Below are 13,229 nucleotides of genomic sequence, written 5' to 3' on the forward strand. Positions count from 1 at the left end.
TCCCTCCCCGCGGTGCAGGGGGTCTGCCGGGTGTGTGGAGATCGCGTGGAGAACTGAAGGCGCCGGCACCGCGAACGGGGGCGGCGGATAGGGTGAAGTCATGCCAACAGTGCTGGTCGTCGAGGACGAACGTGACATCCGGGACGTGCTCCGTCGGTATCTGGAACGGGCTGGATTCTCGGTGCTGACGACCGCGTCGGGAGCGGAGGCGCTGCGTCTGCTCGACTCGGCAGACCTCGTACTCCTCGACCTCGGCCTTCCCGACATCGATGGCACCGAGATCCTCCGCGAGGCCCACGGAATGCAGAACCTTCCCGTGATCGTGCTGACGGCCCGCAGTAGCACGGACGACCGGATTCACGGCCTCGAGCTGGGCGCCGATGACTACGTGACCAAGCCGTTCAGTCCCGCCGAGGTGGTGCTTCGGGTGCAGGCCGTGCTCCACCGATACAGCGGACTGCCCGGGGAGGCCGGCCCTGTCGCCTACGGCAACGGGCGGCTCCGCATCGATGAGGCCTCGCACAAAGCGTGGCTGGACGGAGCCCTCCTCGATCTGACCCCTACCGAATGGGGGCTCCTGGCAGCGGTCGCGGCCGCGCCCGGGCGGGCTTACTCGCGTTACGAGCTGGTCAACCGGGTGCGCGGCTACGAGTATGCCGGCTACGAGCGCACCATCGACTCCCACATCAAGAACCTCCGGCGCAAGCTCGGGGCCTCGGGAGCGGAAGTTTTGGAGACGGTTCTCGGCGTCGGTTACCGGCTTGCTCTCCGGCGGGACGATGCGTCATGACGACCCGTGGTCTAGGGCTCGGCCCACTCGGACGTCGGTTCCTGCTCGCGTTTATCCTGGTCGCGGTCTCGTCGGTGGCCGTGCTCACCGGCGCGGCCCTGGTGGGTGTGGATCGCGGAGTGCAGGTTTCGCAGCAGGCCGACCGTGAACGGGTTGTTGCGGCAGCCGCGGCGGCGGCTGCCGACGCCTACCGTTCTGGTGGTGGTTGGGAACAGGCCGATCTGGGCCGCGCCTTCGCGATCGGCGAGGCGGCATCGGCCCGACTCGCCATTCTCGACGTGAACGGTACCACCCTTCAATCCAGTGCTGACAACGGCGGAAATGCCAACAATCAGGGAATGGGCCAGGGTATGGGCCAGGGAATGGGGCAGGGCTCCGGGATGGGCCAGACGGTGGTGTCGGCGCAGATCGTGAGCGAGGGTAGCCAGGTCGGCACCGTTCGAATGAACTTCGGCGCCATGGTTGCGACGCAGGTGGTCGACGTGGCCTGGCCCTGGATCGCCGTGGCCGCCATCGTGGCACTTGTCATGGCACTCGGCGCGAGCTTCCTGGTCACGCGGCTCCTCGTTAGGCCCATCCAGGCGATCACGGGGGCCGCCCGGTCGTTCACGGCCGGCGATCGGAACTCCCGTGCCACGGGTCCCGGCCCGGGGGAGCTCGGCGAGCTGGCCGTCGCCTTCAACGGCATGGCGGATGCCGTGGTTCGGTCCGATCGCGACCGGCGCAACCTCACGGCCGATGTGGCCCACGAACTGAGAACCCCGCTGGCGGCGTTGCAGGCCGGACTGGAGGAGTTGCGCGACGGACTCGTGCAGCCCACGCCGGAGGGCCTCGCCGGCCTGCACGACCAGTCGCTGCGCCTGGGCCGGGTGGTGGCCGATCTGGCCGAATTGTCGGCGGTGGAAACCGCTGGACTCTCCCTGCACCTCGCATCCGTCGACCTGGCGCAGGTCGCCCGGAACGAATGCGCCCTCCGGGAACCCCAACTGCGCGCTGCCGAGCTCACCCTGACACTCGAGCCCGGGGGACCCGCATTCGTGCGGGCGGATGCCGACCGCCTGCACCAGGCCATCGGCAATCTCCTCGCCAATGCAGCCCGATATTGCCGGCCGGGTGACAGCGTGACCGTCACGATCTCCGTCGACCACGGTCAGGCGGTGCTCTCGGTCGCCGATACCGGGCCGGGCATCCCGCCGGAAGAACTCCCACACATCTTCGACCGCTTGTGGCGGGGCCGTGCGGCGGAACAGGTCGCCGGTTCGGGCATCGGGCTCGCTGTCGCGCGCGAAATCGTCAGCAGCCACGGCGGGACCATCCAGGCGTCGTCCGCACCGGGTGAGGGAACCAGGATCACTATCCGGCTGCCCGCCACGGGCTAGGGCCGGCGAGGTCGAACCATGCGCCGTTGGCAGGTCAGGCCGTCGTTCGCCGCGCGGAGATGCTCGCGCGCACGGCATCCATGTCCAAAGCCTGCACTCCGGCGATCACCTCGCCGAGGGATGAGGCGTTGAGCGCTCCGGGCTGGGAGAACACGAGGATCTTGTCCCGGAATGCCATCAGGGTGGGAATGGAGCGGATGCCGGCCGCGGCAGCCAGGCCCTGTTCTGCCTCAGTGTCGACCTTCGCGAAGATGATCTCGGGGTGCTTCTCCGACGCGGCCGCGAAGGTTGGCGCGAACATGCGGCACGGGCCGCACCAGCCGGCCCAGAAGTCCACCAGCACGATGCTGTCGTCGGTGATGGTCTCGTCGAAAGTCATTTCGGTGATGTCAGTGGTAGCCATGGTCCGACAATATACCCCCTAGGGTATTTCCCGCAAGAGAGCCGTGCGCTCGACATGTCTGCGCCCGGACGTTCCCTCTCTTGCGAAAAAATACCCCCGGGGGTATTATGATGCGATAGAACCGACCCGCATCGAGACTTGGAGGACCACGGACCATGGACGTCATCGTCATCGAAACCCCGCAACTGGGGGATCGCAGCTACCTGGTGCATGACGGCGTCGTGGCGCTTGTCATCGACCCGCAACGCGACACCGACCGAGTGGAGGCCGCTGCCCTCGAAGCGGGGGTCACGATCACCCACGTTGCCGAGACCCATCTGCACAATGACTACGTGACCGGTGGGTACGATCTTGCCCAGGCGCACGGCGCCGAGTACCTGGTCAACGCGGCCGACCCCGTTTCGTTTGAACGAGAACCGGTCACGGACGGCCAGATTGTCCAGATCGGCGCCTTCAGGGTCACCGTCGTCGCCACCCCGGGACATACGCACACCCACGTTTCCTACATCGTCAGCGATGGCACTACTGAAGCCGTCTTCTCCGGTGGAAGCCTGTTGTACGGTTCCGTCGGACGTACCGACCTGGTTGCCGCCATCGACACCGTCGGACTCACCCATGACCAGTACGCGTCCGTGCGCAAGCTCGTGCACGAAGCCCAGCACGACGCGGCGCTCTTCCCGACACACGGGTTCGGCTCGTTCTGCTCCAGCGGCCCCGCCACCGGAGCCGGCTCATCCACCATCGGCGAGCAGATCACGACCAACCACGCCCTGACCGACGCCGATGAGGAGCACTTCGTCGCTACGTTGATCGCCAACCTCACCGCGTACCCGTCGTATTACGCGCACATGGCACCGGCCAATATGCAGGGTCCCGGTCCGGCTGACCTCGAGGTGCCCGAGTCTCTGGATGCCGCAGAGCTCACCCGCAGGCTCGCCGACGGTGAATGGGTCGTCGACCTGCGTAATCGCGTCGCGTTCTCCAGTGGCCACCTGCAGGGGGCCGTGAGCTTCGAGTATGGCAATGGTTCCAACTTCACGACCTATCTCGGTTGGGTTCTGCCCTGGGACGAGAAACTCACTCTCGTCGGCACACACGCCGACGTCGAAGACGCAATCCGTGACCTGTCGCGGATCGGCATCGATTCCCCGGATGCAGCCATCGGCACCGAGCCGCGCGCGCTCGCCCCGGATGCCCCGGTTGCTTCTTACCCCCGCGTCGGCTGGGCGGAACTCGCGCGCGACCACGCCGCAGGCGACGTGCTTCTGGACGCGCGACGCACCGACGAGTTCGCCGACGGGCACCTGATCGGCGCGGTCAACGTGCCACTGCACGAGATCCTTTCCCGGATGGACGAGATCCCAGCGGGCACCATCTGGGTGCACTGCGGGTCGGGTTACCGTGCCGGCGTTGCCGCGAGTCTGCTTCAGCGTGCGGGCCGGGACGTCGTGCACGTGAACGCCTCCTTCGCCGATGTCGAATCGGCCGGTATGCCGATGGCTGAGAAGGCGGTCTAGCACCGTGACCGTGCTCCGAACGGCAGGACACTCGGCCGAGAGGCGAAGCCTTCCAGGCTCGTCGATACTCCCTGGAAGATGTTCCCAATCGGAGTGCTTTTCGGGTTGGGGTTGGATACGGCTGCGCCAATCAGCCTGCTCGTCGTCGCCGGGGTGCTCAGACCGACCTGCCGTGGTACGCGGCATTGGCTCTCCCCGTCATTTTCATGGCCGGAATGGCGTTGTCCGACAGCGCCGACGGAATCCTGATGAATCGTGTCTACCAGTGGGCGTCCACGGACCCGCTTCGGAAGGTGTATTACAACCTCATCGTGACCGGGGTATCCGTATTCGTCGCATTCTTCGTTGGGGGAATGGGCCTGCTATCCCTCTTCACCGATCTCGGCATCGGCTGGGGAACTCTTGACCTCATTGCGACCATCGGCCCCGACGCCGTGGGCCCAATCCTGGTCGGCGGCTTCACGCTCGTCCTGCTCTCCGCGGTTTTGTGGTCGAGATACCGCACCGACACCTCACTAGAAAGGCGCCCTTAATGGAACTCGCTCCCCAGCAGGTATTCACCCGACATGGCGAGGTCCGGATCATCGACGTTCGAGAAAGCGATGAACTGGTTGACGGGATGATCTCCGGCGCACAGCACATCCCACTGGTTATGCCCCAGCTTCCGTGATCGTCACTGCCCTCGTCCTGGGCGTGATCGTCGGGGCGCTGCTAGGCCTGGTCGGCGGGGGCGGGTCGATACTCGCGGTCCCCGCCCTTGTCTACGGTGTAGGCCTGCCCCTCGCCGAGGCCATTCCGAGCTCCCTGATCGTAGTCGGAGCAGCCTCCGCCGTTGCCGTGCTCCCACGGCTTCGCCGCGGCGTGCATTGGCGCCTCGCCTTCATCATCGGCGTGGCCGGAGTGGCCACCGCCTACCTGGGCACGACGGTCAACCGGATGCTCGACCAGCGTGTGCTTCTCGGCGCCTTCTCGGTGATCATGGTGGTCGCCGGTGTGAGAATGTTCCTCCCAACCCGGTCGGCCGGTGGCCCCTGTGCTCTTCCCGGTGGACGTGTCAACTGGCGCAGTTGCCTGCCCAGGGCTCTTGCCGCCGGTGCCGTGGTCGGATTTCTCACCGGACTGCTCGGCGTCGGCGGGGGTTTCCTCATCGTGCCGGCACTCACGCTGGTCCTCGGCCTGCCGATGGGCGTGACGGTGGGCACCTCGCTGGTCATCATCGTCATTAATTCCGTCGCCGGATTTGCAGCGCACCTCGACGAGGTCCAGATCGACTGGGCGGTCACTGGCGCGTTCGCCGCGTCTGCCATGGGCTCATCCCTGGTAGCGGGCCGGCTCGGACGAGGCCTGTCCGACACTGTCCTCAAGCGGGGGTTCGCTGTCCTGGTTCTCGGTGTCGCGGCCTATGTAGCGATCACGGCACTGATCGGCTGAACGTACGTCAGCCGCACGTGCCTAGGACAACGCCAGGAAGAGCTTCTCGAGTTCTTCCACCCGGAGCGGCGTCCTTGCCGAGTCGGCGTTTGTTTCGCTGAGGCATTCTTTCATCGCCGTTGAGATGATCGTGAACCCAGCACGGTCGATCGCGCTGGATACCGCTGCGAGCTGCGTGACAACCGTTCGGCAATCCGCGCCTGACTCAACAGCGGCAATGACGGCGGCCAACTGCCCTTGGGCGCGTTTGAGCCTGTTGACGGTCTTGCGTAGGTCGTCGGATGTGGTCGGTGCGGGGGAGGCGGCGACCGGTTCGTCGCGGCGAGACGCTGAAGGGATCTGCAGGTTTGGCGCAGATTCTGGGGATGATGCCATTCGGTGCTCCTGTGCTGGCGCGAGGTGTCCATGTGCTCGGGTGAGGTTGACCCTCAAAAGAATACCCCGTACCGTATAAAAATACCCCTATGGGTATATCCGCTTTCGCGGATATCCCTTCCTATGTGTGATGAGGCCAGCTATGCAGAACGGACGAACTGTCGGCGTCGACTCAGCGCGAGGGATGGCGAGACGGCTGGTGGATTCCATCCTGAATGCGGGCGCATCCCTCCGGCGATGGCCGGCCCGCCGCTGGTGGATCGCGCTCGCTGCTGCGGTCGGCACCTACCTGGTCATCGCGATTCCGACCGACTTGATCGACACGCCGTTCTTCGCACGCGCAGTCGCCCCGACGTCCTGGTCCTGGCCGGTGCTCGCCGCGAGCGCGATACTCGCCGGGCTCGTGTCCGCCACATACGTCGCGTACCCGGAGGGTGCAGCGCCCCGTCGCGCAGAGGGACGACTCGGTATGGCCGGATGGATGATCACCTTCTTCGCGGTCGGTTGCCCCGTATGCAACAAGATCGTTCTCCTCGCCCTCGGTGCAAGCGGAGCGCTGCAGTTCTTCGAGCCGGTGCAGCCGTACCTGGCCGGGGCATCCATCCTTCTGCTGGGCTGGGCGTTGCATGCCCGCCTCACTCGGGAGAGCTCATGCACTTTGGCGTCTGCTGCGCCGAGTCCCATCGTTGTACCGAGCCGGGAGGCATTGACCAGATGAGAATTCCGGGCATGATTCGTGAACTGCGGTCCTGGCCGACATGTCGTCGGCTGATCATCGTTACCGTCGCCGCGATGGCCCTGACCGGACTGACGCTCGCATCCGGAACCGTCGCGATCGTTGGCGGGTCCCTGGTGTTCCCCGGTCCCTGGTGGGCGGATGCGGTCACGGTAGGGGGTGCTTGCCTGATCGGTCTGGTCGTGGCCAGCTACGTCGATGCACCGATCGGTGCGGATGCCACCCTGTGTGATCTTCGCTGGCCGGCGCTCGGCCTGATCTCGCTCTATCTGTCGACCGATCTGCGCACTGCAGTGCCTCTGCTCGAGCCGGGCATTCGTCCTGTCGTCGGCGTCGCGGCGATCGCGTTGTTGGTGTGGGCATTGCTGGCACGGCTGAATAGCGAATACAAGGCAACGCGTAGCCAGCGTCGGTCAGGTACGTCAGGCGGCATCGACGGCACCGAAGACGGCGAAGTATGCACGACGTGCCGCCCGTTGTTCCCGAGAGTCGGCGGCCGTCCGTGACGGAGGTCGGGACTGCCTACGACACGGAGCCTGACGGTGGCGGGCGCGGTCAAGCAGTGACCGGTGCCGGGCTCCTCCTGCACGTCAGCGGCGCCGATGCGACACTGATCCAGGCCGGCATCCGATCCGCGCTCAATGCCAGCGCCCAACTCCCGACGCTCACGATCGAGATCGTGGTCCAGGGGTCGGTCGTGTTGTTCCTGCGCGCGCGATCGGACCTGGAAAACGCCCTGACCGAGCTCGCTGCAACGCCCGTGCGGGTGCTGTCCTGCCAGAACAGCATGCGGTCCGTCGGGCTGGACGCCGCTGATTTGCTTCCGAGTGTGTCAGTCGTCCCTGCGGCTGTCGCCCATCTGACCGCTCGGCAGTTCGAGGGCTGGGCTTACATCCGCGTGTGAGTCGGACGGGGCATCCGTCGCGGTCAGGCCGTCGGCCGGGGGCTCCTCCGGATTCCGGTAGATCGACAGTTCCGGTCCGGGGTGGCGCCGGGTTTGGACGATGATGAGGACGATCCCGGCGATGGCGGCGAGGAGCGCGATGTCCACGTTGATCTTGAGGTCGAAGAGGAAATACTCGGTCGGGTCCAGGCGGAGCGACTCGAGGAACGCCCGTCCGGCGCCGTACCAGAGCAGGTAGAAGCCGAGGGTCTTGCCCCAGCGGAGGTTGAACCGGCGCTCGAGCACGAAGATGATCAGCACGACACCGATCGCGTTCCAGATCATTTCGTAGAGGAAGAGCGGCTGGAAGAGCGTCCCGGCCGGCAGCCCCGTGGGGAAGGCCGCGTTCGTCGACTCGATCTCGAGTCCCCAGGGGAGGGTCGTCGGGCCACCATAGAGCTCGTGGTTGAAGTAGTTCCCGAAGCGGCCGAACGCCTGCGCGAGGAGCAGGCCGGGGGCGAGGGCGTCAGCGAACGAGAAGAATCTGATGCCGGCCCGACGGCAGCCGATATAGGCTCCGATGCTGCCGAAGAGGATCGAACCGAAGATCGCGAGTCCGCCTTCCCAGACGAACAGCACTTTCCAGAGATCCGCGCCGGGGAAGAAATAATCGGTCGGATGAGTGACGACGTGGTACAGGCGACCGCCGACGATTCCGATCGGGACCGTCCACATGGCGATGTCCATCACCATGCCCGGCTTGCCGCCACGAGCCGTCAACCGCGCCGAGGACAACCAGACGGCGATGACGATGCCGGTCAGGATGCAGAGCGCATAGAAGTGAACACGCAGGGGTCCCAGATCGAAATAACTGATGGATGGGCTCGGAATGCTGGTGTGAAGCACCGTGTTCACCTTTCGATCGTCGGTCTCGGCGCAGCTGGCGGACGAAGGTCTCCCAGAGGTTCCGGAGGGGTCCGATGTCTCGAACCGCCCAAAGCTTATTCGGGTCCGCTGGGTGCCCCGCACCAGTGCGGCCGCATAGGCGGATGCTGGGAAGGTTCTCATAGAGGGGCGACCCGTGAGGGAGCGGTGCACCCAATGGAGCGATCCCCGAACGCTACGATCGAAACGTGAGGCCCGTCCCGAATTCGGTTACTCCGTCGTGGGTCGCCCGAATCGTCGTGGTCACGGCGCTCGTCGGTGTCGGGGCAGGTTTGGGCGGGCTCGCGGTGAGCGTCCTCCTTCGAGCGATTCAACACCTCGCCTACGGCTACTCCGAAGGCACCTATCTCGACGGGCTGGCCAGGTCCGCACCGCAGACACGCGTGATCGCCTTGTGCGTTGCGGGCGTGATCGGTGCCGTCGGCTGGTGGGCCGTGCGTCGCTGGGGGCGACCCATCGTCCCGGTGGACCGAAGCGTTGCCGGCGAGCGGATGCCCGTGCTCGCGACCCTGGTGAACTCGGCCTTGCAGATCGTGATCGTCGGGTTGGGCGCGTCGATCGGCCGCGAGATGGCCCCCCGCGAGCTGGGCGCACTGGCGGCGGGCTGGCTCAGCGAGAAGGCAGGCGTCACTGCCCGCGAACGTCGTGTTCTGGTCGCGTGCGGCGCCGGGGCAGGGCTCGCCGCGGTCTATAACGTGCCGCTCGGGGGTGCGCTCTTCACCGTCGAGATCCTGCTCGCCGAGCTGACTCTAGCCACGGTCCTGCCGGCCCTCGCCACGTCCGCGATCGCGACACTGGTCGCGCAAATCGTTGTGCCCACGACCCCGCTGTATTCCGTGCCGCAGTTCACTCAGACCCCATCGCTCCTGGTCTGGTCTCTTCTTGCCGGACCCGTGATCGGGTTCGCTGCGGTCGGTTTCGTGCGACTGGCCGCCGGGGCCGAGAAACGGCGTCCGCAGGGCTGGCTGATTCTGGTCGTCATGCCGCTGGTGTTCTCGGCCATTGGACTACTGTCGCTCCTGCTTCCAGAAATTCTCGGCAACGGACGTTCACTCGGCCAGACCGCGTTCGACGCCGTCGTGCCGATCGGGCTGGTGGCGGTGCTCCTCGTTGCCAAGGTAGGAGCCACGATCGCCACGATCGGCAGCGGTGCCGCCGGAGGAACTCTGACGCCCTCGCTCGCGATCGGTGCCGCGTTCGGCATCGTGACCGGAGGGCTCTGGGGCACGTTGTGGCCCGGTACTCCGGTGGCGGCCTTCGCCCTGGTCGGCGCGGCCGCATTCCTCGCCGCTGCCATGCGCGCACCCCTGACGGCTCTGGTCCTGGTGCTCGAATTCACCGGGCAGGGACCGGCACTGCTGATCCCCATGACGCTTGCGGTTGCGGGTGGTGTCGTCGTGGAATACCTCCTCGGGCGGAGACGGTTCCTCGGCATCGACTAGCGCGGATCATGTGCCGATGGAGTCCGGTCAGTGGCTCGCGGCAGTCAGGAGTGTACGCACTTCGGCGAGGGTCGGTACACGGCCGGAGACGACGACTTTCTCGTTGATGACGAGGGCAGGGGTGCTCATCACGCCATATCCGAGGATCGCGGTGTAGTCCTCGACTTTTTCGATGCTGGCCTCGAGGCCGAGTTCGGCGACGGCGGTGGTGGCAGCCTTGGTGAGGTTGACGCAATTGCGGCAGCCGGGGCCGAGGATCTTGATGTTCATGAGGGGATTCCTTTCGGGTGCGGTGATCAAGCCAGGATGGCGTTGAAGAGGTAGCCGACGGCGACGATACCGAGGCCGGTGGTCGTGATGAAGATCGCGAGGAGCTGGGGCTTGAGCACCCGGCGGAGCAGGATCATCTCTGGCAGGGACAGTGCGACGACGGCCATCATGAACGCGAGCAGGGTGCCCATCGGCAGGCCCTTGTCGTAGAGGGCTGCGACCAAGGGCATTACCCCGGCGGCGTTGGAGTAGAGCGGGATGCCGATGAGAACGGCGATCAGCACGCCGAAGGGGTTGCCAGGGCCGGCGTAGGTGGCGAAGAAGTCGGTCGGCGCCCAGCCGTGGATCAGGGCGCCGAGACCGATACCGACGAGGAGGTAGACCCAGATCTTCGCGATCAGGCTCCTGACCTCTTCGACACCCATCTGCATCCGCTGCCCAAAGGTCAGGCCGAGGGAGGGGTCAATGGTCTGGCCGCCGAGCTTTACTTCGAAGACGAAGGGTTCGACCCAGCGTTCGACGTGCAGGCGACCCAGGATGTAACCGGACACGACTGCGATGGTCAGACCGGAGACTACGTAGAGGGCGGTGATCTGCCACCCGAAAAGGGTCAAGAGCAGGCCGATGGCGATCTCGTTGACGAGGGGGCTCGCGATCAGGAAGCTCATCGTGACGCCGATCGGCACGCCCGCGGCGACGAAGCCTATGAAGGCGGGTACGGCGCTGCAGGAGCAGAACGGGGTGATGACGCCCAGGGCCGCCGCGAGGAGGTTCCCGACGCCCTCGCGTTTGCCGCCGAGGAAGGCCCGCGTGCGCTCCACGCTCATGAAGGAGCGGAGCACGGTGGAGGCGAAGATGATGATGACCAGCAGGAGCAGGATCTTCAGCGAGTCGTAGAGGAAGAAGTGGATGGTCTCGGTGATCTGGTTTTTCGGGTCGAGGCCGAACGCATCGTAGAGGATGACGTTCCAGAGCCACTCGTTGGCCCAGTAGGCCAGCGCCCACACGCCGATCCCCGCAATCAGGACGCCGACCCGGCCGCGGGTCGTGGTCGGTATCCGTTCGGCGATGTTCACGAGGACTCCTTGACTAGGAACGCATACGTATTCGACGTGCGTCTAATCATTAGTGTGCCACCTCTTTGATATATGTCAAGAAGGTGGGATGATGGACCCATGCCCAAGACCCTTCCCCTCCTGGAGGACGCCTCGCCGATCTGTTGCGATCCCCTGGGCGCTAGCGCCACGCTGGCCTTGGACGATGCGATGGCACTCGCGGTCCGCCTCAAGGCTCTGGCTGATCCCACCCGCCTGCAGCTCCTGGCCTACCTTCTGGCCCAGCCGGACCAGGAAGCGTGTACGTGCGACCTGGCCCCCGTTGTCAAGCTTTCTGAGCCAACGGTCAGTCACCACCTCAAGAAACTCGAAACCAGCGGCATCCTCACCAAGGAACGACACGGGATGAGAGTGCACTACCGCGTCGTTCCAGAGGCCATTCACGCCATCGCGCGCACGCTCGACACGGCTACCCGCGCACTGACCCAGGTAGTCTGAGCCGACCCGAGCGCAATCCTCACGTGAACGCCTGCGGTGCCCGTTCTATCGGCTCCTAGGTGCTCAGGGGCGCCAACTCTATCTGTGTCGCGAGCGCATAAGCGGTAGGTGCCGTTGAGAATCGCCGCACCAGCGTTCGCCCCATCCCATAACTGGTCGTCGTCCAATAGGCGGCCTCTTCGCAAGCGTTCACGACCGGTAGGGCTTTCGAGCAGGCCGCTCGGACGAGGATCCCGTTTCCGGGCTGGCCGCACTAGTGGATGCTTCTCCAACCCTTGACGCTCGCTCGGTTCCCGACAGCGAACCGTGCGACAATCGCCACGCCGGATGCCGGATTGATCGAAGGGACCTCACAGTGGACGCGAACGAGTGGGATAGTCGTTACCGGCAGGCACGGGACGGCGACCACGCCAGGCTCTGGTCGGCCGTACCAGCAAAGCTCGTGCAGGACATTGTTTCGCCCTGGACCCCGGGGCTCGCCCTCGACATGGCCTCAGGTGACGGGCGTAACGCGATCTGGCTGGCCAGCCGCGGCTGGAACGTTACCGGGCTCGACTTCTCCGCCGAGGCAATTGGCCAGGCCCGGGAGCACGCGCGGGCGGCCGGCGTCGATGTGGACTGGCTGGTCGCAGATGCCACGACCTGGCAAACCGAAGAACGCTTTGACCTGGTAACAGTGATGTACCTGCACCTGCCGGAGGAACTGTTTCGAATCGTATTGGCCAGGGCGATTGGCTGGCTCGCTCCGGGCGGGCACCTCCTTGTCCTTGGTCACGACCGAGGCAACATCGACGCAGGCGGCCCTGGCCCTGGCAATCCCGACATTCTCTATACGCCCGAGCTCCTATCTTCGATCGTCGGACCAGAGCGGATCCTGCGCTGCGAGACCGTCAGCCGCGACCTGGCCACCGACCCCGAGTCCCCGGCTGAAACGAGTGGAGTCGCCCTCGACACGGTCCTCGTCGCCATCTGCTGAGGCGAGAGGGCAATTACCCTCCGAGGGCCCGCTTTTCGGAAGAGCTTTTCGTCCTGAGCCTGGGCCAGCATCGCGACCGCTTCCCGACCGGTCGCGCCGTCCAGCACAGTTCCTGATCGCCGCCGTGAGGAGCCGACGGCAAGATCGTCATGCGGGTTCGAATCCCGTTGAGGCCACAATTACCCGGTTCCCTCGAAATCAAGGGAACCGGGCTTTCTTGATTAAGTGGCGTCGCCAGCGTCCACGCAGATCCTCGGCACGGGCCTGAGACCTTCATGGTGTTAGGCTGTGAATGTTCTTACGAACCTCATCAGGACGCGAGCGCGCAGCCCCCAGCAAGACTGGAAGAGCCGCGGTCGTATGGTGAGGCCAGACGGATGTGGCCCCATGGTCGCTCCAGCTCACGCCACTTAGTGGCGTCAGGGCCGGTCTCGGCCTACCCGCCCGATACAGCTAGCCCCCGACGTGCCGGCTGTGAAGCCGGTTTCGTCGTCGCGCTCCGGAGAATCCGTGACCCAGATCGTTGCCG

17 protein-coding genes are annotated in these 13,229 nt (G+C 65.5%); 12 read left to right on the forward strand and 5 right to left on the reverse strand.

The window, feature by feature from the left end; translation table 11 throughout:
* Positions 1–100: 100 nt before the first annotated feature.
* Both E3O50_RS13125 and E3O50_RS13130 read left to right on the forward strand, forming a co-directional pair.
* The gene (locus tag E3O50_RS13125) at positions 101–790 is read left to right on the forward strand and encodes a response regulator transcription factor (protein ID WP_134447463.1); all 690 of its coding nucleotides are present in this window, start codon (positions 101–103) and stop codon (positions 788–790) included.
* Complete coding sequence (locus E3O50_RS13130; protein WP_134447465.1) at positions 787–2,169, forward strand: HAMP domain-containing sensor histidine kinase; 1,383 nt, start codon at positions 787–789, stop codon at positions 2,167–2,169. Before E3O50_RS13125 ends, E3O50_RS13130 begins: the two co-directional genes overlap by 4 nt.
* 34 nt (positions 2,170–2,203) lie before the next feature.
* Here E3O50_RS13130 and E3O50_RS13135 read toward each other — a convergent pair whose 3' ends face one another.
* A complete protein-coding gene (locus tag E3O50_RS13135; RefSeq protein ID WP_134560786.1) occupies positions 2,204–2,572 on the reverse strand; it encodes a thioredoxin domain-containing protein in 369 nt (122 codons plus the stop codon).
* A 155-nt stretch (positions 2,573–2,727) separates the two neighbouring features.
* Here E3O50_RS13135 and E3O50_RS13140 point away from each other — a divergent pair, with 155 nt between their 5' ends.
* The 4 genes from E3O50_RS13140 to E3O50_RS13155 all read left to right on the forward strand — a co-directional run bounded on the left by E3O50_RS13140 (position 2,728) and on the right by E3O50_RS13155 (position 5,520).
* Positions 2,728–4,089, forward strand: a complete 1,362-nt coding sequence (locus E3O50_RS13140; protein ID WP_134560785.1) for an MBL fold metallo-hydrolase — start codon at positions 2,728–2,730, stop codon at positions 4,087–4,089.
* 71 nt (positions 4,090–4,160) lie between these two features.
* Complete coding sequence (locus E3O50_RS13145; RefSeq protein ID WP_134447471.1) at positions 4,161–4,622, forward strand: hypothetical protein; 462 nt, start codon at positions 4,161–4,163, stop codon at positions 4,620–4,622.
* Positions 4,622–4,759, forward strand: a complete 138-nt coding sequence (locus tag E3O50_RS13150) for a hypothetical protein (protein WP_174774663.1) — start codon at positions 4,622–4,624, stop codon at positions 4,757–4,759. Before E3O50_RS13145 ends, E3O50_RS13150 begins: the two co-directional genes overlap by 1 nt.
* Positions 4,756–5,520, forward strand: a complete 765-nt coding sequence (locus tag E3O50_RS13155) for a sulfite exporter TauE/SafE family protein (protein WP_134447473.1) — start codon at positions 4,756–4,758, stop codon at positions 5,518–5,520. The genes E3O50_RS13150 and E3O50_RS13155 overlap by 4 nt, the downstream gene beginning before the upstream one ends.
* Before the next feature lie 21 nt (positions 5,521–5,541).
* On the opposite strand, the gene E3O50_RS13160 is transcribed toward E3O50_RS13155, so the two are convergent.
* Positions 5,542–5,895, reverse strand: a complete 354-nt coding sequence (locus tag E3O50_RS13160) for a metal-sensitive transcriptional regulator (RefSeq protein ID WP_134447475.1) — start codon at positions 5,893–5,895, stop codon at positions 5,542–5,544.
* A gap of 199 nt (positions 5,896–6,094) precedes the next feature.
* Here E3O50_RS13160 and E3O50_RS13165 point away from each other — a divergent pair, with 199 nt between their 5' ends.
* Genes E3O50_RS13165 through E3O50_RS13175 form a run of 3 tightly spaced genes read left to right on the forward strand, consistent with a single transcriptional unit; the run spans position 6,095 to position 7,535 of the window.
* Positions 6,095–6,613 (forward strand): hypothetical protein, encoded by a 519-nt coding sequence (locus E3O50_RS13165; RefSeq protein ID WP_174774662.1) that lies wholly within the window; start codon positions 6,095–6,097, stop codon positions 6,611–6,613.
* 11 nt (positions 6,614–6,624) lie between these two features.
* Positions 6,625–7,137 (forward strand): hypothetical protein, encoded by a 513-nt coding sequence (locus tag E3O50_RS13170; RefSeq protein WP_134560784.1) that lies wholly within the window; start codon positions 6,625–6,627, stop codon positions 7,135–7,137.
* The gene (locus tag E3O50_RS13175; protein ID WP_166788258.1) at positions 7,134–7,535 is read left to right on the forward strand and encodes a DsrE family protein; all 402 of its coding nucleotides are present in this window, start codon (positions 7,134–7,136) and stop codon (positions 7,533–7,535) included. The genes E3O50_RS13170 and E3O50_RS13175 overlap by 4 nt, the downstream gene beginning before the upstream one ends.
* On the opposite strand, the gene lgt is transcribed toward E3O50_RS13175, so the two are convergent.
* The gene (lgt, locus tag E3O50_RS13180) at positions 7,464–8,420 is read right to left on the reverse strand and encodes a prolipoprotein diacylglyceryl transferase (protein WP_241975536.1); all 957 of its coding nucleotides are present in this window, start codon (positions 8,418–8,420) and stop codon (positions 7,464–7,466) included. The genes E3O50_RS13175 and lgt overlap by 72 nt on opposite strands.
* A gap of 227 nt (positions 8,421–8,647) precedes the next feature.
* Between lgt and E3O50_RS13185 the strand changes: the two genes are divergently transcribed.
* A complete protein-coding gene (locus E3O50_RS13185) occupies positions 8,648–9,901 on the forward strand; it encodes a chloride channel protein (RefSeq protein WP_166787306.1) in 1,254 nt (417 codons plus the stop codon).
* Positions 9,902–9,928: 27 nt separating this feature from the next.
* On the opposite strand, the gene E3O50_RS13190 is transcribed toward E3O50_RS13185, so the two are convergent.
* Both E3O50_RS13190 and E3O50_RS13195 read right to left on the reverse strand, forming a co-directional pair.
* Positions 9,929–10,171: a thioredoxin family protein gene (locus E3O50_RS13190; protein ID WP_134447483.1), complete on the reverse strand. Its 243-nt coding sequence runs from the start codon at positions 10,169–10,171 to the stop codon at positions 9,929–9,931.
* Between the two features lie 26 nt (positions 10,172–10,197).
* On the reverse strand, positions 10,198–11,247 hold the full coding sequence (locus tag E3O50_RS13195; protein WP_134447484.1) for a permease: 1,050 nt from the start codon (positions 11,245–11,247) through the stop codon (positions 10,198–10,200).
* A gap of 99 nt (positions 11,248–11,346) precedes the next feature.
* Here E3O50_RS13195 and E3O50_RS13200 point away from each other — a divergent pair, with 99 nt between their 5' ends.
* Both E3O50_RS13200 and E3O50_RS13205 read left to right on the forward strand, forming a co-directional pair.
* Complete coding sequence (locus E3O50_RS13200; RefSeq protein ID WP_134560783.1) at positions 11,347–11,724, forward strand: metalloregulator ArsR/SmtB family transcription factor; 378 nt, start codon at positions 11,347–11,349, stop codon at positions 11,722–11,724.
* A 355-nt stretch (positions 11,725–12,079) separates the two neighbouring features.
* Positions 12,080–12,700, forward strand: coding sequence for a class I SAM-dependent methyltransferase (locus E3O50_RS13205; RefSeq protein ID WP_166787307.1), 621 nt, complete (start codon positions 12,080–12,082; stop codon positions 12,698–12,700).
* The last annotated feature ends 529 nt before the right edge of the window (positions 12,701–13,229 follow it).

This window comes from Cryobacterium sp. MDB1-18-1, assembly GCF_004402735.1.
In the GTDB taxonomy this organism is placed as follows: domain Bacteria; phylum Actinomycetota; class Actinomycetes; order Actinomycetales; family Microbacteriaceae; genus Cryobacterium; species Cryobacterium glucosi.